Annotated in this window: 16 protein-coding genes; 10 read left to right on the top strand and 6 right to left on the bottom strand. The window is 66.6% G+C overall.

All coding sequences use genetic code 11. From position 1 onward, the window contains the following. The first annotated feature begins 11 nt into the window (after nt 1-11). From FHP89_RS16150 to FHP89_RS16105, 10 genes are all read left to right on the top strand, one after another. Entirely contained in the window at nt 12-776 is a 765-nt protein-coding gene (locus FHP89_RS16150; protein WP_144178696.1) for an SDR family NAD(P)-dependent oxidoreductase, read from the top strand. A 124-nt stretch (nt 777-900) separates the two neighbouring features. Further along, nucleotides 901-1,869: a TRAP transporter substrate-binding protein gene (locus tag FHP89_RS16145; RefSeq protein ID WP_186300334.1), complete on the top strand. Its 969-nt coding sequence runs from the start codon at nt 901-903 to the stop codon at nt 1,867-1,869. Beyond that, nucleotides 1,869-2,432: a TRAP transporter small permease gene (locus FHP89_RS16140; protein WP_144178694.1), complete on the top strand. Its 564-nt coding sequence runs from the start codon at nt 1,869-1,871 to the stop codon at nt 2,430-2,432. The genes FHP89_RS16145 and FHP89_RS16140 overlap by 1 nt, the downstream gene beginning before the upstream one ends. Next, nucleotides 2,429-3,688, top strand: a complete 1,260-nt coding sequence (locus FHP89_RS16135; RefSeq protein ID WP_144178693.1) for a TRAP transporter large permease — start codon at nt 2,429-2,431, stop codon at nt 3,686-3,688. The genes FHP89_RS16140 and FHP89_RS16135 overlap by 4 nt, the downstream gene beginning before the upstream one ends. A gap of 13 nt (nt 3,689-3,701) precedes the next feature. After that, nucleotides 3,702-4,580, top strand: a complete 879-nt coding sequence (locus tag FHP89_RS16130; protein ID WP_144178692.1) for an NAD(P)-dependent oxidoreductase — start codon at nt 3,702-3,704, stop codon at nt 4,578-4,580. Nucleotides 4,581-4,679: 99 nt separating this feature from the next. Then, complete coding sequence (gene tkt / locus FHP89_RS16125) at nt 4,680-6,659, top strand: transketolase (protein WP_144178691.1); 1,980 nt, start codon at nt 4,680-4,682, stop codon at nt 6,657-6,659. A 23-nt stretch (nt 6,660-6,682) separates the two neighbouring features. Further along, the gene (locus tag FHP89_RS16120; RefSeq protein ID WP_144178690.1) at nt 6,683-7,648 is read left to right on the top strand and encodes a D-2-hydroxyacid dehydrogenase; all 966 of its coding nucleotides are present in this window, start codon (nt 6,683-6,685) and stop codon (nt 7,646-7,648) included. Then, entirely contained in the window at nt 7,648-8,910 is a 1,263-nt protein-coding gene (locus tag FHP89_RS16115; protein WP_144178689.1) for a glycerate kinase type-2 family protein, read from the top strand. The genes FHP89_RS16120 and FHP89_RS16115 overlap by 1 nt, the downstream gene beginning before the upstream one ends. A gap of 400 nt (nt 8,911-9,310) precedes the next feature. Then, nucleotides 9,311-12,094, top strand: coding sequence for a phosphoenolpyruvate carboxylase (gene ppc, locus FHP89_RS16110; protein ID WP_144178688.1), 2,784 nt, complete (start codon nt 9,311-9,313; stop codon nt 12,092-12,094). Between the two features lie 33 nt (nt 12,095-12,127). Then, on the top strand, nt 12,128-12,337 hold the full coding sequence (locus FHP89_RS16105) for an AEC family transporter (protein ID WP_144178687.1): 210 nt from the start codon (nt 12,128-12,130) through the stop codon (nt 12,335-12,337). A 460-nt stretch (nt 12,338-12,797) separates the two neighbouring features. Here the strand turns inward: FHP89_RS16105 and FHP89_RS16100 are convergent, their stop codons facing one another. The 6 genes from FHP89_RS16100 to FHP89_RS16075 form a co-directional block, all read right to left on the bottom strand. Beyond that, nucleotides 12,798-13,172, bottom strand: coding sequence for a hypothetical protein (locus tag FHP89_RS16100; protein ID WP_144178686.1), 375 nt, complete (start codon nt 13,170-13,172; stop codon nt 12,798-12,800). Nucleotides 13,173-13,326: 154 nt separating this feature from the next. Continuing rightward, the gene (locus FHP89_RS16095; protein ID WP_144178685.1) at nt 13,327-14,349 is read right to left on the bottom strand and encodes a YeiH family protein; all 1,023 of its coding nucleotides are present in this window, start codon (nt 14,347-14,349) and stop codon (nt 13,327-13,329) included. Between the two features lie 47 nt (nt 14,350-14,396). Continuing rightward, nucleotides 14,397-16,850: an efflux RND transporter permease subunit gene (locus FHP89_RS16090; protein WP_144178684.1), complete on the bottom strand. Its 2,454-nt coding sequence runs from the start codon at nt 16,848-16,850 to the stop codon at nt 14,397-14,399. A 21-nt stretch (nt 16,851-16,871) separates the two neighbouring features. Beyond that, nucleotides 16,872-17,915, bottom strand: a complete 1,044-nt coding sequence (locus FHP89_RS16085; protein WP_144178683.1) for a WD40/YVTN/BNR-like repeat-containing protein — start codon at nt 17,913-17,915, stop codon at nt 16,872-16,874. Between the two features lie 100 nt (nt 17,916-18,015). Then, nucleotides 18,016-19,365, bottom strand: coding sequence for a DUF1329 domain-containing protein (locus FHP89_RS16080; protein WP_144178682.1), 1,350 nt, complete (start codon nt 19,363-19,365; stop codon nt 18,016-18,018). 14 nt (nt 19,366-19,379) lie between these two features. Next, complete coding sequence (locus FHP89_RS16075) at nt 19,380-21,071, bottom strand: DUF1302 domain-containing protein (RefSeq protein ID WP_144178681.1); 1,692 nt, start codon at nt 21,069-21,071, stop codon at nt 19,380-19,382. Nucleotides 21,072-21,142: the final 71 nt, after the last annotated feature.

Raw genomic sequence — 21,142 nt, 5'->3', positions numbered from 1 at the left:
AGGACTCCACCATGACTCAACCCCTGCTTCTCCAGGACAAGGTCGCCATCGTCACCGGCGGCGCCGGCCGCAACGGCCTGGGCTACGCTTCGGCCAGGATGATGGCCGCCCACGGCGCCCGTGTCGCGATTCTCGACCTCGAACAGGCCGACCCGGCCGCTGCTGCCGCCGAACTGGGCCCGCAACACATCGGCCTGGTGGCCGACGTGACCAACAAGGCCTCGTGCGTGGCCGCCGCCGGCGAGGTGCTCAAACGCCTGGGCCGCATCGACGTCCTGCTCAACAACGCCGGCATCACCCAACCGATCAAGACCCTCGACATCACCGGTGCCAACTACGATGCGGTGCTCGATGTGAATCTGCGCGGCACGCTGTACATGTCGCAGGCGGCCATCCCGGCCATGCGCGAGCAGAAATCGGGCGCGATCGTGTGCATCTCGTCAGTCTCCGCCCAGCGCGGCGGCGGCATTCTCGGCGGCCCGCACTACTCGGCCGCCAAGGCCGGCGTGCTCGGCCTGGCCAAGGCCATGGCGCGCGAGTTCGGTGCCGACAACATCCGCGTCAACTGCATCACCCCGGGCCTGATCGCCACCGACATCAACAAGGGCAAGATCCCCGAGGACAAGCGCGCCGCCATCCTCGACTCGATCCCGCTGGGCTGCATCGGCGAGCCCAATGACGTGGCCGGTTGCGTGGTGTTCCTCGCCAGCGACCTGTCCAAGTACTGCACCGGCATCACCGTCGACGTCAATGGCGGCATGTTGATTCACGGCTGATGCTGGTCAGCCGGAGACTCTGGCCCCTCCTCCGCCAGAGCCTCCATCCGATCCCAACGGACCAGCAACGGGTCGGCCGGGGCAACAGGTCCGCCACACTTCAGAAAGAGAACGGAGACACATGATGAAAAAAACACTGATCGCACTGGCCGCCACCCTGGCCATGACCTCCTCCGCTGCGTGGTCGCAGACCGTCCTGCGCCTGTCGCACAATGCCGCCCCCGGCAACCCCAAGGCCGAAGCCTCGCTCAAGTTTGCCGAGCTGGTGGCGCAGAAAACCGGCGGCCGGGTGAAGGTCGAGGTGGGAGGCAGCGCGCAGTTCGGTGACGACGCCGAATCCCTCACCAACATGCGCCTGGGCACCATGGCCTTCAGCGCCAACTCCCAGGGCACCACGTCGAACATCGTGCCGGAGTTCGGCCTGCTCGGCCTGCCCTTCCTGTTTCGCGACCTGGAGCATGCCTACAAAGTGGTCGATGGGCCGGTGGGAGAGAAGCTCGGCGAGTACGCCGACAAGAAAGGCCTGGTATTGCTGGCCCTTTGGGACAACGGCATCCGCCAGGTAAGCAACAACACGCGACCGATCACCAAGCCGCAGGACCTCGCCGGCATCAAGCTGCGCACGCCGCCCGACCCCATGACCTTGTCCATCTTCAAGTCGCTGGGCGCCAACCCGGCCCCGCTGGCATTCTCCGAGCTGTACATCGCCCTCCAGCAAGGCGTGTTCGACGGCCAGGAAAACCCGCTGATGAACATCTATTCCTCCAAGCTCTTCGAGGTGCAGAAGTACATCTCCCTGACCGGCCACAAGTACGAGGCGACGCCGCTGCTCGCCAGCAAGATGATCTTCGGCACCCTGTCCAAGGACGACCAGAAGGCGGTACGCGAAGCGGCGATCGAGGCCGGTAAGCTGAACCGGGACATGTCCCTGGCAGCCGATGCCGACCTGCGCAAGAAGCTGGCCGACGCGGGCGTCCAGTTCAACGCGGTCGATCAGGCCCCGTTCGTCGCCCAGACCAAGCCAGTCTATGACGAATGGGCCGCCAAGTTCCCGGACATGGTCAAGCTGATCGTCAGCGAGGCAGCCAAGTAATGGACACCACCCACACGCCGCTGACGGCAGCGCCCGACAGCCCTGCAGTTCAGGTGGTGCGGTGGGTGGACAACACGATCGTGGGCATCAGCACGGTGCTCGCGATCGGCTCTCTGGCCGTCATGTTCGTCTCGCTGATGGCCGAGGTGATTGTCCGCTACCTCACCAATCAGGGCATGGGCTGGCCAACCGAGATGCCCAACATCCTCTTTCCCTGGCTCGTCATGGGCGGGATTGTCATGGCGGCGCAACGCGGCCAGCACATCGCCGTGACCGCTCTGAACGGCATGCTCGGCAAGGGCGGCAACCGGATCCTGCTGGTCTCCCACCAGATTCTCATTGCCGCGACCTTCTTCTACCTCGCCTGGGTCGGTCTGGACGTGATCGAAATCACCGGCAGCGAGGCTTACCCGGTCACCGGCATCTCGGCTCAGTGGGCCTATCTGGCGATGATCTTCGGCTTCGTCGGCCTCGGCATCACCGCACTGACCACCCTCGTGCGCGTGCTGCAATCCCCCGATCCGCTCTCGGTTCGTGTCCATCACATCGAGGAGGACCTATGACTTTGATGATGATCCTTGTTTTCGGCGCCTCGCTGGCGCTGGCCCTGCCAGTCGGCTACGCGCTGATCGTCAGCTCCGGCCTTGCAGCCATCACCGTCGGCGGCATGCCGAGTGTGGCCGCCGTGGTCAAGATCTTCCAGCCCACGCAGAGCTTCCCGCTGCTGGCCATCCCCTTTTTCATGCTCTCGGGCAGCCTGATGATGGGCGGTGAACTGGGCCGCCGGCTGATCAACTTCGCCACATTGCTGGTCGGCCGCTTCCACGGCGGTCTGGGGCAGGTGACGGTGGTCGGCTCCACCGTGTTCGGTGGCGTGTCGGGCTCCGCCGTGGCCGAGGCCTCGGCGCTTGGCTCCATGCTCATTCCCTGGCAGAAGCGTGAGGGCTATCCGGGGGCCTTCGCCGCTGCAGCGACCGCATCGTCCTCCGTCATCGCCGGGCTGATCCCGCCATCGATCCCCCTCATTCTGTACGCCGCGGTGTCCAACGAATCCATCGCCTCGCTATTTCTCGCAGGGGTCGTGCCCGGCCTGCTGCTGTGCGGCGGCTTCATGCTGACCTGCTACCTGTCGGGGCGCCTGCGCGGCTTCAAGCGTCTGGCCCAGACGGTCACGCTGCGCGACATCCTGCGCGCCACACTCACCGCCACGCCCGCCCTGGCCATGCCCGCGTTCATCGTGGTCCTGCTCCGCGCCGGCATCGCCACCCCCACCGAAGTGAGCGTGCTGGCCGTGTTCTATGGCCTGATGGTGGGCCTGTTCGTGTATCGCGACCTGACCTGGCGGCGGTTCTACGATGCACTGGTCCACACCTCGATCACCACCGGCGTGGTCATGCTGGTGATTGCAGCGTCCAACCTGGTCGGCTTCGTACTCACGGTCGAGTCAGTACCCACCGCGGTCGCCAACTGGGCGCTCATCACACTCGAGTCGCCGATCCTGATCATTCTGATGATGAATATCATCATGATCGTGGTTGGCATGTTCCTCGACCTGCCCGCGGCCATTCTCCTGCTGGGCCCGACCTTCGTCGCCATCGGCAACGCCATCGGTCTCGACCTGATCCAGCTGGGCATCATGATGGCGGTGAATCTCAGCCTCGGGCTGTTCACCCCGCCGGTAGGCACCACGCTATTCATCGCCGCGGCGATCTCGCAGGAGCGCGTCGGCGCCATCGCCAAGGAACTGTGGCCCTTCTACCTGGTGGCGCTCATCGTCCTTGGCCTGGTCTCCTACGTACCCGCCACCATCCTCTACTGACATGAGCGCTCACATGAATGACATCGCTTTCGCCGGCCTCGGCGCCATGGGGCTCCCGATGGCCCACAACCTTCTCCGCGCCGGGTTCAAGGTGCGCGGCATCGACCTCAACGAGACCGCCCTGACCGCGCTCGAAGCAGCCGGCGGCACGCGCGCAGCGAGCGCCGCCGAAGGCGCCCGGGGCGCCGACGCGCTGGTCCTGATGGTGGTGAACGCCGCGCAGGCCGAAGCCGTGCTCTTCGGCGCCGGCGCCCTGGCGGCAATGTCGCCGGGTGCGGTCGTGTGCCTCATGGCCACCTGCCCGCCGGGCGCGGTCGCGCGCATCGCCGAACGCGTGACCGAGGCCGGCTACCGCTTCATTGATGCCCCGGTCTCCGGCGGCACCGCCGGCGCCACCGCCGGCTCGCTCACCATCATGGCCGCGGGGGCCGCCGAGGATTACGCGCGCATCCGTCCGGTGTTCGAGGCGCTCGGCCAGCGCCTCTTCCATGTCGGCGAACGGGCCGGCCAGGGCGCCACGGTGAAAACCGTCAATCAACTACTGTGCGGTGTGCATATCGCGGTGGTCGCCGAGGCCTTCGCCCTGGCCGCCAAGGTGGGCGTCGATCTCGACATCCTGCTCGAGATCATGGGCGGCTCGTCCGCCTCGAGCTGGATGCTCAAGGATCGCGGGCCGCGCATGCTGCAGGACGACCCCGAGGTCAGCAGCGCGGTGGACATCTTCGTCAAGGATCTGGGCATCGTGCTCGAGACCGGTCGCGAGACCCAAGCCGCGCTGCCGATCGCAGCGATCGCCCACCAGATGTTCCTCGCCGCCTCAGGCCGCGGCGACGGTCGCGCCGATGACAGCCAGGTAATCCGCAGCTACTACGCGCTCAACGGCGTGGGCTGACCGTCAGCCCCAACCGAACCGACGCCGGGAAACGCCCGGCACCCCCTTTGAACATCATCAAGGCGCCCCCTCGGGGTGGCGCCCAGGAGACCTTTTGCCATGTCCTCCGTCGAACCCCGGCTGCTCGCCAACGCGATCCGCTTTCTTTCCATCGACACCATCGTCCATGCGGGCGAAGGTCACCAGGGCGTGCCGCTCGGCATGGCCGAGATCTCGACCGCGCTGTTCACCCGCCACATGAAGTTCAGCCCGGCTGACCCGACCTGGCCAGACCGTGACCGCTTCGTGCTCTCCAACGGCCACGGCTCGATGCTGCTCTACTCGCTGCTCTATCTCACCGGCTACGAAAAGATCAGCCTCGACCAGGTGAAGACCTTCCGCGAGCTGGGCTCGCACTGCGCGGGGCACCCGGAGATCGATCCAGCCTGCGGCATCGAGGTCACCACCGGCCCGCTCGGCCAGGGCATCGCCAACGCCTTCGGCATGGCCGTTGCCGAGGCCTATCTGGCCGCACGCTTCGGGGCCGATCTGGTCGACCACTACACCTACGCCTTTGTCGGCGATGGCTGCCTGCAAGAGGGTATCGGCCAAGAGATGATCTCGCTTGCCGGTCACCTGAAACTGGGCAAGTTGGTGCTGTTCTGGGACGACAACAAGATCACCGACGACGGCGCCACCGCGCTGTCAATCAGCGAAGACGTCGCCGCCCGCTTCCGCGTCGCCGACTGGCATGTGATCGAGGTCGATGGTCATGACGTCGAAGCGGTGTCCGCCGCGATCTCCCTCGCGAAGCGTGACCCGCGGCCGTCGCTGATCGCCTGCCGCACCATCATCGGCCGCGGCCTGCCCCGGGTGCAGGGACAGCGCGGCGGTCACAGCGCGCGCCTGTTTGCGAAAGACGCCGCGGCCGCGCGCGAACTGCTCGACTGGCCTCACGCGCCCTTCGACATTCCCGATGACACTCTCGCCGCGTGGCGGGCTGCCGGCCATCGCAGCGACGCCGAGCACGCCGCCTGGCGCAAGCGCCTCACCGCCCTGCCCGCCGCCGACCGCGCCGAGTTCGAACGTGTGCAAGCCGGCGAACTGCCCGCCGGCTGGCGCGAAGTCCTGCACACCTACAAACAACGCGCCACCGCCGACAGCGAGCCCAAACCCGGCATCTTCGCCTCGGCCGAGATCAACGACCTGCTGGTCGACATCCTGCCCGAACGCATCGTCGGCTGCGCCGACCTCGAATCACCCACCTCGCACAAGCGCAATCTCGCCGCCTTCACCGCTGCGGACCGCGCTGGCGCCTACGTGCATTGCGGCGTGCGCGAGCATCTCATGGGCGCGATGGCCAATGGCATCGCGGCGCATGGCGGCGCCATCGCGCTGGCCGTGACCTACCTCGCTTTCTCCGACTACGAACGACCGGCCATGCGCATGGCGGCGCTGATGGGCCTGCCGGTCAAGTTCGTGTTCAGCCACGACTCGATCGGCGTGGGCAAGAACGGCCCGACCCATCAGCCGGTCGAGATCCTAGCCGCGCTGCGCGCCATGCCCAACATGCTGGTAATGCGCCCGGCCGATGCGGTCGAAGCGGCCGAATGCTGGGAGGTCGCGCTCGAACAGCGGCGGACGCCGGCGAGCCTGATTTTCGCGCGCCAGGCGCTGCCCACGGTGCGCACCCATCACGGCGACGACAACCTGTCGCGCCGCGGCGCCTATGTCCTCGCCGACCCCGAAGGCGGCCCCCGTGCCGTCACGCTGCTGGCCACCGGCTCGGAGGTCAACGTGGCGCTCGCCGCCCGCCTCCTGCTGCAGGCCGACGGCATTCCGACCGCCGTGGTGTCGATGCCGTGCTGGTCGCTCTTCGATGCGCAGGACGCCGACTACCGCCACGCGGTGCTTGGCGAAGGCACCGTGCGCGTCGGTGTCGAGGCGGCCATGCGCTTCGGCTGGGACCAGTACCTGGGCAGCCATGGCGGCTTTGTCGGCATGACCGGCTTCGGCGCCTCCGGCCCGGTGGATCAATTGTACGAACGCTTCGGCATCACGCCGTCGGCCGTGGCCGCTGAAGCCAAGCGTCACCTCTGACCCCACACAGGAATCTCACGACAATGCACAAGATCGTCTTTCTCGACCGGGCGACCATCGCCCCGCAGATCACCCTGCGCACCCCCGCCTTTGCGCACGAGTTGGTGACCCACGACCACACCCGCCCCGACGAGGTGGTGGCCCGCCTCGCCGGGGCGTCGATCGCGATCACCAACAAGGTGGCGCTGACCGCCGACATGCTCGAACAACTGCCTGACCTGCGCCTGGTCGCGGTCGCCGCGACCGGCACCGATTGTGTCGACAAGGCCGGGTGCCAGCGCCACGAAATCGCGGTCGCGAACATCCGCGGCTATGCGGTCAGCACCGTGCCCGAACATACCTTCGCGCTGATCCTCGCGCTCAGACGCAACATCGTCGCCTACCGCGACGAGGTGATCCGGGGCGAATGGCAAAAGTCGGGGCAGTTCTGCTTTTTCAACCACGCTATCCACGACCTCGCCGGCGCACGCCTGGGCATCATCGGCGAAGGGGTGCTGGGCCAGAGCGTGGCGACCCTCGCGCGCGCCTTCGGCATGGTGCCGCTGTTCGCCGCCCACAAAGGCAAGCGCGGCTTCGGCCAGCTCTACACCCCGTGGGAAGAAGTGCTCGCCACCAGCGACATCATCACCCTCCACAGCCCGCTCACGCCGGAAACACGCGACATGATCGCGATGCCCGAATTCCGCGCCATGACGCGCCGGCCACTGATCGTCAATACCGCCCGCGGCGGGCTGGTCAATGAGGACGCGCTGGTTCAGGCGCTCGATGAAGGCCTGATTAGCGGCGCCGGCTTCGACGTCACCACGGGCGAGCCGCCGGTCGCCGACAGCCCGATGATGCGCATCGCCGCCCGCCCCAATGTGATCCTCACCCCTCATGTCGCCTGGGCCTCGGACGAAGCGCAGCAGACGCTGGCCGACCAGTTGATGGACAACATCGAGAACTTCGTCGCCGGCACGCCGAGCAACCTCGTCAAGGGTGCCTACTGATGAGGCCGGATCCGCGCGAGTTGCTGCGCCGCATGTTCGATGCGGCCATCGCCGCAGCCCAGCCCGCCGGCTGCGTTCCGCCTCATCTGCCCGCGGCGCCGACGGGGCGGCTGGTGGTGATCGGCGCCGGCAAGGCCTCGGCAGCGATGGCGCGCGCGGTCGAAACGCACTGGGCGGGGTCGCTCAGCGGACTGGTCATTACGCGCTACGGCTACACGGTGCCCTGCGAACATATCGAGATCGTCGAAGCGGCCCACCCGGTACCCGATGCCGCCGGCCTCGCCGCGACGACACGCATGCTCGAACTGGTGCGCGGCCTCGGTCCCGACGACCTCGTGCTGTGCCTGATCTCGGGAGGCGGCTCGGCGTTGCTGACCGCTCCGCTGGCCGGCCTGACGCTGGCGGACAAACAGGCGGTCAATCGCGCATTGCTGACCTCCGGCGCAACGATTTCCGAGATGAACTGCATCCGGCGTCATCTCTCCGAGGTCAAGGGCGGTCGCCTCGCCGCGGCCTGCCACCCGGCACGCGTCGTCACGCTGCTGCTCTCCGACGTGCCAGGAGACGATCCGATCAACATCGCCTCCGGCCCCACCGTCCCCGACCCGACCACCTGCGAGGACGCGCTCGCCATCGTCCGCCGCTACGGCATCGCACTGCCGACAGCGGTGCGCGAGGCACTCGAAAGCGGGCGGGGCGAAAGCCTCAAGCCCGGCGATGCGCGCTTCGCGGATCAAGAAACGCACATCGTCACCGCCCCGCAGCGAGCCCTTGAAGCCGCCGCCCAGGTGGCACGTGACGCCGGCCTCGCCGTGCACATCCTCGGCGACAGTCTCGAAGGCGAGGCACGTGACGTGGGTAAGGTGATGGCCGGCATTGCGCGACAAATCGTCCGCCAAGGCCAGCCCTTCGCGCGGCCCTGTGTGCTGCTGTCGGGCGGCGAGACGACGGTGACCGTGCGCGGCACCGGGCGTGGGGGGCGCAACGTCGAATTTCTGCTCGCCCTCGCTCTCGCCCTCGACGGAACGAGCGGCGTTCATGCCCTCGCCGGTGACACCGACGGGGTCGACGGGCAGGAAGACATCGCCGGTGCGATCCTCACACCCGACACGCTGGCCCGGGCCTGGGCGCAAGGGCTGCGCCCAGCCGAGCACCTTGACGACAACGACGCCCATACCTTCTTCGAAGCCCTCGGCGACGCGGTCGTGACCGGGCCGACCCTCACCAATGTGAACGACTTCCGCGCACTCATCATTTTGTGAGCCCGGGCCCCTTGTCGATTCTCACGATGGGTTGCCCCGTCTCCAATCATTAGCCTTGAGGACGGTATGGCCGAGAACGACCTGGATGGATGGACGTGGCTCGCCGGACAGCGGAGCACCCGGGTGCATACCGGTGAGCGACACCCTCTTTGCCGCCCACACCGCGGTCTCCGGGCAGGGTGCATCCGCCGACGGCGGCGCCGTAATCGGTCACCGCTCCGGCGAGATCGGTGATCGAGGTATGCCCGGCCTCTTGGCATGCACCGCGACGACGTCGTTCACGACCGGTTCGCTGCGCGGTAGCGCGGTCGTCCATGGCGACCACAGGGCCTTCCCGATGTCGGCCCGACGCGCCCGGCCCTCTTCTCACTCAACGCATTCGCAGGAAAACCAGACGACCATGACCGATCCGACCCCGCTCCCCGACACCGACCTTGCCTCGTCCGACAAGGACCACCTGCTGCGCGAAGACATCCGTCTGCTCGGCCGACTCCTGGGCGAGACGCTGCGCGAACAGGAGGGCGAGGAAGCCTTCGCCGTGGTCGAGCGCGTGCGCCAGCATGCCAGCCGCTTCAACCGCGAGCAGGACCCGGCCGCCGCCGCGCAGATGGCCGCCGCGCTCGACGACCTGTCGCTCGAGGCCACCGTGCCGGTGGTGCGCGCCTTCACCTACTTCCTGCAACTGGCCAACATCGCCGAGGACCAGCACCATGTGCGCCGCAACCGGGCCCATGCGCGCGCCGGCTCGCGCCCGCGCGAAGGCAGCCTGGCCCATACGCTCGAACGCTTGGCTGACGCCGGCGTCGATGCGGGCGCACTGGCGGAGTGCCTGGCGGTGGCGCGAGTCAGCCCGGTGCTCACCGCCCACCCCACCGAAGTCCAGCGCAAGAGCATCCTCGCCCTGCAGCGCCAGATCGCCGCACGGCTCGCCAGCTGCGACCGGACGGACCTGACCCCGGACGAGGCGGCGGAGATCGACGCCGCCCTCAAGGACGCCATCCTCACCCTGTGGCAGACGCGCATGCTGCGCCCGGTGCGCCTGGCGGTGATCGACGAGGTGAAGAACGGCATCTCCTTTTACGACGACACCTTCTTCGCCGAACTGCCGCGACTATACTGCCGCCTCGAAGACCAGCTGCGCGCCGCATTCCCCGGGCGCGAATGGACGCTGCCGCCCTTCTTCCGCGTCGGCGCCTGGATCGGCGGCGATCGCGACGGCAACCCCTTCGTCACCGCGCCGGTGCTCACCGAGGCGATGCGCCTGCAGTCGGCCGCGGCCTTCGACTTCTATCTCGCCGAGCTGCACACGCTGGGCGCCGAGCTGCCGCTGTCGCAGCGCATGGTGAAGGTCAGCCCGGCGCTCGCCGCCCTGGTCGAGCGCTCCCCGGACCACTCGCCGCACCGCGCCGACGAACCCTACCGGCGCGCACTCTCCGGTCTGTATGCGCGGGTGGCGGCCACCGCCCGGTGCCTCGACGACCATGCCGCGCTGCGCCCGGCGGTGGCCGCCGCCGAGCCCTACGAATCGGGCGAGGCGTTGCGCGCCGACCTGGCGGTGCTGGCCGCCTCGCTGGCAGCCAACGGCAGCGAGCGCCTGGCCGCCGGACGGCTGCGCCGGCTGATCCGTGCGGTGGAAGTGTTCGGCTTCCATCTGGCCCCGATCGACCTGCGCCAGAACTCGGACGTGCATGAACGCACGGTGGCCGAGTTGCTGGCGCGCGCCGGGCGCTGCGCCGACTACCTCGCGCTCAGCGAGGACGCGCGCATCGCGCTGCTCGTCGAGGAGCTGGCCACCGCGCGCCCGCTGCAGTCGCGCTGGATCGACTACTCGGAGGAGAGCGCCGGCGAGCTGGCGATCTTCTTCGCCGCGCGCGAGATCAAGCAGCGCTACGGCGACGGCGCGCTGCCCAACTGCATCATCTCCAAGACCGACGACGCTTCGGACCTGCTCGAAGTCGCGCTGTTGCTCAAGGAAGCCGGCCTGATGCAGCCGGGTGACGCGCCCGCGCTGGCGATGAACATCATCCCGCTGTTCGAGACCATCGACGACCTGCGTGCGGCGCCGGCCACCATGGCGCGCATCCTCGCCCTGCCCGGCTACCGCGCGCTGGTCGCCTCGCGCGGCGACGAGCAGGAGGTGATGCTCGGCTATTCGGATTCGAACAAGGACGGCGGCTTCCTCACCTCGGGCTGGGAGCTTTACAAAGCGGAGATCGAGCTCGCCCGCGTGTTCGCGCGCCACGGCGTGCGCCTGCGCCTGTTCCACGGCCGTGGCGGTTCGGTCGGGCGCGGCGGCGGGCCGTCCTACCAGGCCATCCTGGCCCAGCCGGCCGGCGCCGTGTCGGGGCAGATCCGCATCACCGAGCAGGGCGAAGTCATCGCCTCCAAGTACGGCAACCCCGAGGTCGGGCGGCGCAACCTGGAGATCCTCGCCGCAGCCACGCTGGAGGCCGCCTTGCTCGACAACGAGAACCGACTGGAGAACGCCGAGGCCTTCTACCCGGTGATGGAGCGTCTCTCCGAGCTGGCCTTTGGCGCCTACCGGCGCCTGGTCTACGACACGCCGGGCTTCACCCGGTATTTCCGCGAATCGACGCCGGTCGCCGAGATCGCGCACCTGAACATCGGCAGCCGCCCCGCATCGCGCAAGCCCTCCGAGCGCATCGAGGACCTGCGCGCCATCCCCTGGGTGTTCTCCTGGGCACAGTGCCGTCTGATGCTGCCCGGCTGGTACGGCTTCGGCAGCGCGGTGGGCGAGTGGCTGGCCGAAAACCCGGACGGGCTCGCGCTGTTGCAGCGCATGTACGCGGCCTGGCCGTTCTTCCGCACGCAACTGTCGAATGTGGACATGATCCTCGCCAAGAGCGACCTGGCGATCGCCGCCCGTTACGCCGACCTGGTCACCGACGCCGAGCTGCGCGACAGCGTGTTCGCGCGCATTGAGGCCGAGTGGCACGCCACCCGCAACGCGCTGCGCGACATCTCCGGCGGCGCGGAGCCGCTGGCCGACAACCCGCTGCTCGCCCGCTCGATCCACCACCGCTTCCCCTACCTGGACCCGCTCAACCATCTGCAGGTCGATCTGCTGCGCCGCCACCGCGCCGGCGAGACCGACGAGCGCGTGCGCCGCGGCATCCACCTGACCATCAACGGCGTCGCCGCCGGCCTGCGCAACAGCGGCTGAGGCAATGGCGGCGGCGCCGATCGGAACACGCCCGTGAGCCAGGTCATCGGGGTCATCCTGCCGATGTTCTGCATTCTCGCGCTGGGCGACGCCGCGGCCCGAACGGGCAAGTTTGGCGATACCGCCAATCGCGGCCTGTCGCTGTTCGTGTTCACCTTTGCCTTGCCGCTACTGCTGCTCCAGTCGATCGCCGCGGCCGATCTGCCGCCGCAAGCGCTTGGGCATGGCTCGCCGAGTGCTTAGGCGGCACGCTGCCCAACATGGAACTGGCAGTGCTCGCGAGAAGTCTGTCCTTCGGCCACTGTTTCGAATAGCGGTAGGAGATGTCGCTGGGCGCGGACTTTTCCAGCATCCCAATGCTCGGCGTCCCGCTAACGCTCACCGCCCTTGGGCAAGCAAGCTCATCCTGCTCGCCAGGAGCAGAGCATGTCATCAGCGTCAGCGACCACGCCGCTTGAGTGGCCGAATGTTCCTCTGCAGATTGCCCTCCAAACATCGCCCCATACGTGTTTGGAGAATTCGGGTCAACTCAAAGGCAAACAGTTCAGGGGCTTACACACACAAAAATGAACGCCATTCTCCTCGCAAGTAACGCTCGGAATCTTCAGCACGTTATGGGACGACAAAGAACGGAGGCCCTTGAAAAATCAAGAGCCTCTCGGGATCAATCAGTTGCTGTGGGAGCCAGTAGGATGCTATCGAATCATTCCCACTCGATCATTTCTGATGGCTGAAACCCTGCAAGAATATGGGATTTCTGACTGTCTTGATGAAATTTTACCGTCACTTTTACCGTCAAAAACTGAGCAATGTCCATGGTGCCAGTTTTGAAGTCGCTTTGAAGGACCACTAGTCGGCCACTGCTGCCGGCCAGCCTCCGCCGATCGAGCGGCGGCAGTGCCGCCCAATGCCGCCGCACGGCGCTCTGCGCCGTTGAACGGCAGGTTGAATTGCCCTGCCCCCAGTAGATGCTTTGCAACCCCAAGCTCACAAATGGACAGGAGACGTCATGAGCAGCAAACGATATCCAGAGCAGTTCAAGGTCGAGGCGGTCAAACAGGTCATGGAACGGGGCCATTCGGCGCCGTAAGTGGCTTATCAGCTGGGCGTGCTGTCAATTGCGTGTTTTTCCTACAGTAGCCGCGATGACAGGAACTGAGCCGATCCGATCGGACGGTTGGCGATAAGTCAGCTACAGGTATCTGCACGTCGGCAGACCTAAATCTCGGACATCAAATTGAGCCAATGCCGTACAGACCGGCAATGATCAGGGTGGCCAGGAAGACCGTATTTGCGAGCATCATCAGGACGGGCCGCCAACCCAGTGCTGCGATCTGCTGTAGTGAGGTTTTCACCCCGAGTGCTGCAATAGCCACCACCAGGCACCAACGCGACAGATCCGAGCACACCGAGGAAACCTCCTTGGGTATCAAGCCCGCGCTATTGACCACCATCAACGCAGCGAAAACCACCAGGAACCACGGCAACAAGGGGGGCTTGGCGCCCTGCGTGTTGCCCTTGCGAAACAGTACGGACAACACCAGCACGACGGGCAACAGCATGGCGACCCGCAGGAGTTTCACGAACACGGCGGCGTCACCGACCTCGGGCGAGATCAGGTAGCCGGCTGCCACGACCTGGGCGACATCGTGAATTGATCCGCCAAGGAAGACCGCGGCAGCGTTGCCATCCAGTCCGAGCGCCTTGGCCAGAGACGGATAGACGATCATGGCCACGGTAGACAGCGCAGTCACGCCCACCACGGTAAACAAGGTGAAGCGCTGGTTCTCCTCCGACTTGGGCAGCACCGCCGAAATCGCCAGCGCGGCGGACGCGCCGCAGATCGCCACGGCACCGCCGGTCAAGACGCCTTCAACCAGCGGCCGGCCGAGAAGGCGCCCGATGACGATGCCGAACAGGATGGTGGCGATCAGACCGCCAATGACGAGCAGCACCGACTCCGCGCCCAGCCCGGAGATCTGTTCGAAGGTGATCCGCGCGCCCAGCAAGGCGACGCCGAAGCGCAGCACTTGGCGCGCCGTGAAGTCGATGCCCGCCTTGACCTTGGGGCCGGTCGCGGCAAAGTTGAAGGCCATGCCGAAGAACAGGGCGTATAGCAGCTGCGGCCCGCCCTGATGCTCGGACACGAAGGTGGCGGCCATCGCGATAGTGATGGCGGTCAGTATGCCCGGCCAGAGTTCCACCCATACGTGGGCTTGCAGGCTTGGCGGAAGGCGCAGGGTTGCATGGCGCATGGCGAGATCCAGTTCCTTGTTTGCGTTGCGGTTGTTCTCGGTCAATCTTAGCGGCCGGTGTAGCCGAGCCGGGACGACATACTGAAGGTGGCCGCCTTGGCCGAATCACGGAGCAGGAAGTGGGACAAGGCCGGGATCAGGATCAGCGCGCCGATCATGTTCGACACGAACATGAAGGTCAGCAGGATGCCCATGTCGGCCTGGAATTTGATCGGCGACCAGATCCAGGTCACCACGCCGGCGGCGAGCGTGACGCCGACCAGCGCGACGACCTTGCCGGTAAATTGCAGCGCGCGGCGGTAGGCGTCGGCGAGCGAGGCGCCGGCGCGTTGCTGCGCGAGCTGCGTGGAGAGCAGGTAAAGCGCGTAGTCCACCCCGATGCCCACGCCCAGCGCGATCACTGGCAGCGTGCCGACCTTGACGCCGATACCCAGCAGCACCATCAGCGCCTCGCACAGGATGGAGGTCATCATCAACGGGATCATCGCCACCACCACCGCGCGCCAGCTGCGGAAGGAGATCAGGCACAGCACGATCACCGCCGCATACACATAGAGCAGGATCGCCTGGTTGGCCTCGCGCACCACGATATTGGTCGCGGCGTCGATGCCGGCGGAGCCGGCCGCGAGCAGGAACTGGCGCTCCGGCGTGCTGTGCGCCTCGGCAAAGCCGGCGGCGGCGGCGACCACGCGGTCCAGCGTCTCGGCGCGGTGGTCGGAGAGATAGGCGATCACCGGCATCACCGAGCAGTCGGTGTTGAACAGGTCGGGGTTGTTCACCGAGGCCTGCTGGGCGCCGTAGTTGAGCACGTTCTGGTTGCGCGCGATGGTCAGCCACTTCGGGTTGCCCTCGTACGAACCGGCGGTGATCTGGCGCACCGCGTCACCGAGGAAGACCGTGGTATGTACGCCGGGCACCTGCTGCAAGGCCCAGGCCAGCCGGTCGGCCTCGACCAGGGTTTGATACTTCAGGCAGCCCTCGGCCTCGGTGCGCACCATCACCGCGAACTGGTCGCTGGAGAGCGCATAGTTGGCGTTGATGTAGGCGTTGTCACGGTTGTAACGCGAGTCGGCGCGCAGCTCGGGGGCGCCGGCATCGAGGTCGCCGATCTTGAGCTCGGCACGCAGCATCTGGCCAGCACCGGTCAACACGGCGGCCACCACCAGCGCACCGATCGCCCAGCGCCGCTCGGTAAAGCGGTTGAGCAGACGCCACACGGCGCCCGTCTGGCCATTCACGTCGGTCTCGCGCACACTGCGGCGCGCCGCCGCCGGGCTCACGCCCACGTAGGACAGCAGCACCGGCAGCAGCACCAGGTTGGTGAACACCAGCGCCGCCACGCCGACGCTGGCGGTCACCGCCAGCGCCTGGATCACCGGGATGTCGATCACCATCAGCACCGCGAAGCCAACCGCATCCGACACGATCGCCGTGAGGCCGGCAAGGAACAGGCGACGGAAGGTGAAGCGCGCGGCGACCAGCCGGTGCATGCCGCGGCCGATGTCCTGCACGATGCCGTTCATCTTCTGCGCGCCGTGCGACACGCCGATGGCGAACACCAGGAAGGGCACCAGGATCGAGAACGGGTCGAGCGGGTAGCCGAAGCCGGCGACGATGCCCAGCTGCCACAGCACGGCGGTGGCCGAACAGGCGATCACCAGCAGCGTGCTGCGCAGGCAGCGGCTATAGATCAGGATCACCACGAAGGCGACCAGCGCGGCGAAGGCGAAATAGCTCATCACCTCGCCGACCCCGTCAATCAGGTCGCCGATCAGCTTGGCGAAACCGATGATGTGGATGCGGATCTCGGGGGCGCCGGCCGCACCCGTTTGCTCGAAGCGGGCGCGGATGTTCTCCTCGAGCGTGTGCGACAGCGCGCGGTAGTCGATCGACTCGCCGGTGGCCGGGTCCTTGTCCATGAGCGGCACGAAGATCATGCTCGACTTGAAGTCGTTGCCGACGAAGCGTCCGACGATGCCCGAGCGCGCGATGTTGAGCTTCAACTGCTCGGTCGCCGCCGGTGAGCCGTCGTAGTTGTCGGGCATCACCGGCCCACCCTGGAAACCCTCTTCGGTGATCTCGGTCCAGCGCACCGAGGGCGTCCACAGCGATTTCACCCAGGCGCGGTCAACCCCCGGGGTGAGGATCAGCTCGTCGCTGATCTTCTTCAGGGTGTCCTGGTAGGTCGGGTCGAAGATGTCGCGGTCGGTCGCCACCACGATGCGCAGCGCGTTGCCCAACCCGCGCAGCTCCTGGCGGTTGTCCAGGTAGTTCTTGATGTAGGGGTGGCTCTGCGGCAGCACGCTTTCGAAACTGGCGTTCAGCTCGAGTCGGGTCGCGGCGAGGATCGCCAGCACCACGGTCACCAGGGCGCAAAGCACCATGACCACCACGCGGTGATTGAAGATCGACCGCTCAAGGCGGCTGCCGGAGTTCGGGTTGAACTCGGCCAGGGTGGGCACCTCTGGCGTCGGGTCCTGCGGATCTATGTTGGCGGCCATCGCAACGGTCTCCAGTAATCGTTATTTGAAGGTCTGCACGGCGATACCGCGGGCACCGGCGACGATCACCGCCCCGGACCCGACCGGCTGCACCGCCGAGGCGGGTATCGCGCGATCGAGCTTGACCGGCGCGAAGTGCGCACCGCCGTCACGGCTCATCAACAGCCGGCCAGCCTGGCTCGCCAGCACCACGGCCTGCGCACCGTCCGAGGCGGCCGCGGTCAGCCCTTCTTCCAGGCCGGTGTCGAGCTTGATCCAGTGCTCGCCAAGATCGGTACTACGATAGGCATTGCCGCGCAGGCCGAAGACAATCACCGCGCCGGACGTGCCGGTCAGGCCGAAGTAGCTGCCCTTGTAGGGGGTCTCGACGGCACGGAAACGCGCCTCCGCGGCGTCGAGGCGCAGCACCAGCCCCTGTTCGCCGGTCACCCAGAGTTCGCCCGCCGCGGGGCGGATGGCATACAGATGCAACGCCTGGGGGTTCTCGGTGCGGTCGAGCCAGGGCGTCCAGGTGGCGCCACCATCGGTGGTTTGCAGGATCAGGTTGAAGGCGCCAACGACGAAACCCGTCTGCTCGTCGGCGAACCACACATCGAGGAAGGGGCTCTCGGCGCCCTGGGCGACGAAGCGCTCCGCCTCAGCGGTCCATTGCGCATCACCCTTGGCCTGGTAGTAGGCCAGCATCAACTCGCCGACGCGGTGGCCGTCGAGTTGCGTGTGCCAGGTCGCGCCGGCGTCGGTGGTGGTCAGCACCACGCCATCGTGACCCACGGCCCAACCGCGCTGCGGGCTCGGAAAGCTCACCGCCACCAGGTCAGAGCTGACCGGCACCGTGGCTTGCTGCCAGTTCGCGCCCTGGTCGTCGGAGTAGACGATGTGGCCGCGCTGGCCGACGCCGACGACTCGCTGCCCGGCCAGCGTGAGTCCGTTGATCAGGCCTCTCGTCGCCAGCGGGCTGGTCACGACCGGCGTGTCGAGCACGTCCTGGAAGTCCGCGGCCGGGGCCGTTGTGGGCAGCAGCAGGCAAAGGGCCAGCGCCGCGCTGCCAAATCGATGCACGTTCATGTCTTGCCTCTGTCAGGGTGGGCGCCCGATGCGGCGCGACTACGTGTTTGCGCCGCACCGGATTCCCAGGGGGAGGACCGTGATGTGTTTTTCTGGCGGCTCAGCGAATGCCTGCGCCGGCCAGGGAGTCTGCGCTCCATTCCCGCTCGGAGGCCGGCTCGGTATGGCGCACACCTCCGGTCTCGGCGATGAAGCCGGTCAGTGAGTAGATGCCGGCGACCAGGTCGTAGTGGCCGAACATGTCGGTGTAGGGCGCCGGCAGGTCGTAGCTCGGTGTCATGTAGGCGAAGCCGGCACGATAGAGCTGACCGCGACCGTCGTACTCGTCCGAAGCGAGCGCCGCCCAGGAATCCTCGTCGAGATAGAACACTCGCTTGCCATACACATGGCGCTTACCGTCGCGCAGCGTCGCCTCGACCACCCACACGCGATGCAGCTCCCAACGGACCAGATCCGGGTTCATGTGGTTGGGCTTGAGCAGTTCATCCTGCTTGGCGCCATAGACCGCGGCGTAGTCGTTGTACGGGACGATCATTTCCTTCTTGCCAACGAGCTTGAAGTCGAAGCGGTCCATCGAGCCGTTGAAGATGAAGACATCGTCAAAGGTGTTGCCGCCCGCCGTACCCGGATTGGGGGTGTCGTGCGACAGGTCGGGTGCGACCTTGACACGGCGTTGCCCCGGCAGGTAGGTCCAGGCCCGACGGTCCTTTTCGCCCACATCGAGCGGATCGACGATCAGCAGGCCCTCGCCTGCGCGCCGCGCCGGCCCGGTGTACATCAGCTTGATGCGCCAGTAGGTGTCGGCCGAGTCCTTGCTGGCATCCCAGTACGGAAACTCCTGCACGCTGTTGCCTTCGGTGGCCAGCGTCACCCGACCGCTCGCGTCCACGTTCAGGTTGCGGTACTTCGACTTGTAAGCCTGGCCGTTGAAGCGCACCAGGTGGTTCCACATCGCCTCATAGCCGGTCTTGGGGATCGGGAAGGGGAAGCCGGCGTGGCAGCCTTCCATCGAGCGGCCCTCGTTGTTGGTCTTGGCCGTCACCGCGCACTTGGCGGTGTTGTCGGTGACAAACTTCGGGAAGGCCACGCTGCGTTGCGTGGGGTACACATCGATGCGGAAGCTCGCATATTTCTGCAGCAGCGCCTTGGCACCCTCGGTCAGCTTGTCGGCATGCTGGGCCATGTTCTTGCCATCGATGCTCAGGCGCGGCTTCTCGGCGGCGTACGGGTTGGGCCGGACGCCATCGCCGGCCTTGAAGGCCGCCGGCGCGGTGGTCAGGCCGCCGGCGTAGGCGGGAATCGTACCGTCCTTGTTGGCCGCCTTCTCGGCGCCGATCGCGGTCAGCGTGGCGCCCAGTTGCTTGGCCTCGTCGGGCGTCACCGCGGCCACGGCCGCGCTGCTCAGGGCCAGCGTCAGTGCCGCCGGCAGCAAAGTGTTGGTCAGTTTCATCTCGGTCCTCCTCCTCAGAAGGTGGTCTTGAGTGTCAGGCTCACGAAGCCGCGATCTTTCAGCAGCGTGGTAAAGCCGTTCTGGGTCGTCACGGCGGTGCCGTTGTTGTTGTAGTGGCCGAAGTAATCGACGTACTTCAGCTCGATGCGGTACTTCTGATGCACATCGGCCGACAGGCCGATGCTGTAGTTGCCGTTTTTCTCATTGCCGCCGAACACCGTCGGCGCATTGCCCTTCACGCCAACCGACACCGCCACCGGCGCGGACAGATCAACCCCCGGGAACACCTGATACCAGGTGGGCGTGAAGGCGAAGGCCACGCCCATGTAGTTCTTGGTGGTGCAGCCGTCCCACTTGTCGCGGTTGGTACAGGGGGCGAAGCCTTCGGCGTAGAACAGGTTCTCGCCGCTACGCACCTTGGTCCAGGTGGCATAGGTCATTTCCGCCGCCCAGGTAGCCGAGTCGAAGACCGGGGTCTCGGAGATCAGGCCCAGCGCATTGACCACCGCGTGCCAGGTGTCGCCCCGCGGACCGCTGGTCTCGCCGCGCTCGGGCAGCCCGCTCGTCGAGACACCCAGCACCTGCGCGTTCAGCGGCGTGTTGCGCCGATACGAGACCTCGGCGCCGACGCTCACGCCGCCGATGTTCTTGGCCAGGCTGACACCGAACAGATCGATGTCGTCGGCGTAGATCAGGTTGTAACGGCTCACGCCGGGGCCGACCTGGGTCAGCAGCGCCTGGGGCAGCTTGTCCGCATAGTGGCGGTAGTAGAAGCCGAGCGTGCCGTCGAGCGCCTCAGGCGACCAGCGCAGCGAGACGCCGTACTCGCCGGTGTGCTTCGGTTCGACCGCATGGCCGCGGGTGGCAAAGCCCAGGCCCGCACTCACGAACTGGCGATCCGGCCCGTTGAAGGCAAAATCGACCGGGCCCAGATAAGTGCCCCCTTCCGGATAGCGATAGGCTTCCCAGTCGAGAAAGTACTGGGCCGCCACCGACACCGTGCTGGTCAGCTGCGCCTGGCCGGAGAGCTGGTTCAAGGGGCGGAATAACTCCTTCGCCTCGGCGCCGGGCGTTGCGAAGCCCTTCTGCAGATCGAGCGGCATCTGGGCATAGGAGACGCTATGCAGCGCACCGCCCAGGAACAGCGACTCGCCCCAGAACACGGTGTGCCTGCCAAGCTTCAGACGCACCGGCACGTTGCCGACATCGAAATTGCTGAACACGAAGGCATCGAGCAGCTCGCCCGAGGGGCCGCGGTAGAAGCGCTTGGTGTAGTCGCTGTAGGCGTTGTTCTCGTAGCTCGGAATGCCCGACAAGGGCGCATTCGGGTTCGAGCTGCCCTCATCGCCATAGGCCGCGTCGTACCAGGCCGCCCCGCTCACCCGGAAGCCCATCCGGCCCTGATAGATCACGTCCAGCTCGGTGAGCAAGTCCAGCCGGTTGGCCACCGCGTCGCCGTTATCGAAGCTGTAAGTGCCTTCATCGGTCAGGGCAGAGTTGCCGATCTTGCTGTCGCGGCTCTCGACCCGCGTCGCCACGTTGTAGCGGACGGTGTTGTCCCAGCGGATGCTGAGGTCCTCATTGCCGGTATCGATTTCGAAGGCCAGCGCGCTTCCTGCGCTACCGGCCATCAAGGCCATCAAGGCCATCGCGACAGCGATGGGGCGCACCCGGTTCAGTGGGCTAAGTTGTCTCCTGCTTTTCATGGCTTCCCATCCCTTTTTGTGGTCGTGGAGTTGTGGGTCCGTCAGCCGGGTCATCCCCGTTTCAGTGAGGC

This window comes from Denitromonas ohlonensis (assembly GCF_007625205.1).
Lineage (GTDB): Bacteria > Pseudomonadota > Gammaproteobacteria > Burkholderiales > Rhodocyclaceae > Nitrogeniibacter > Nitrogeniibacter ohlonensis.
Note: the sequence above shows the minus strand (reverse complement) of the source record. Positions and strands in the feature narration are given on the sequence as shown.

What these genes read in the sequence shown, in the direction of transcription:
- FHP89_RS16150 (WP_144178696.1), top strand. Translation starts at nt 12, where the DNA reads ATGACTCAACCCCTGCTTCTCCAGGACAAGGTCGCCATCGTCACCGGC.
- FHP89_RS16145 (WP_186300334.1), top strand. Translation starts at nt 901, where the DNA reads ATGAAAAAAACACTGATCGCACTGGCCGCCACCCTGGCCATGACCTCC.
- FHP89_RS16140 (WP_144178694.1), top strand. Translation starts at nt 1,869, where the DNA reads ATGGACACCACCCACACGCCGCTGACGGCAGCGCCCGACAGCCCTGCA.
- FHP89_RS16135 (WP_144178693.1), top strand. Translation starts at nt 2,429, where the DNA reads ATGACTTTGATGATGATCCTTGTTTTCGGCGCCTCGCTGGCGCTGGCC.
- FHP89_RS16130 (WP_144178692.1), top strand. Translation starts at nt 3,702, where the DNA reads ATGAATGACATCGCTTTCGCCGGCCTCGGCGCCATGGGGCTCCCGATG.
- tkt (WP_144178691.1), top strand. Translation starts at nt 4,680, where the DNA reads ATGTCCTCCGTCGAACCCCGGCTGCTCGCCAACGCGATCCGCTTTCTT.
- FHP89_RS16120 (WP_144178690.1), top strand. Translation starts at nt 6,683, where the DNA reads ATGCACAAGATCGTCTTTCTCGACCGGGCGACCATCGCCCCGCAGATC.
- FHP89_RS16115 (WP_144178689.1), top strand. Translation starts at nt 7,648, where the DNA reads ATGAGGCCGGATCCGCGCGAGTTGCTGCGCCGCATGTTCGATGCGGCC.
- ppc (WP_144178688.1), top strand. Translation starts at nt 9,311, where the DNA reads ATGACCGATCCGACCCCGCTCCCCGACACCGACCTTGCCTCGTCCGAC.
- FHP89_RS16100 (WP_144178686.1), bottom strand. Translation starts at nt 13,172, where the DNA reads ATGGCCCCGTTCCATGACCTGTTTGACCGCCTCGACCTTGAACTGCTC.
- FHP89_RS16095 (WP_144178685.1), bottom strand. Translation starts at nt 14,349, where the DNA reads ATGCGCCATGCAACCCTGCGCCTTCCGCCAAGCCTGCAAGCCCACGTA.
- FHP89_RS16090 (WP_144178684.1), bottom strand. Translation starts at nt 16,850, where the DNA reads ATGGCCGCCAACATAGATCCGCAGGACCCGACGCCAGAGGTGCCCACC.
- FHP89_RS16085 (WP_144178683.1), bottom strand. Translation starts at nt 17,915, where the DNA reads ATGAACGTGCATCGATTTGGCAGCGCGGCGCTGGCCCTTTGCCTGCTG.
- FHP89_RS16080 (WP_144178682.1), bottom strand. Translation starts at nt 19,365, where the DNA reads ATGAAACTGACCAACACTTTGCTGCCGGCGGCACTGACGCTGGCCCTG.
- FHP89_RS16075 (WP_144178681.1), bottom strand. Translation starts at nt 21,071, where the DNA reads ATGAAAAGCAGGAGACAACTTAGCCCACTGAACCGGGTGCGCCCCATC.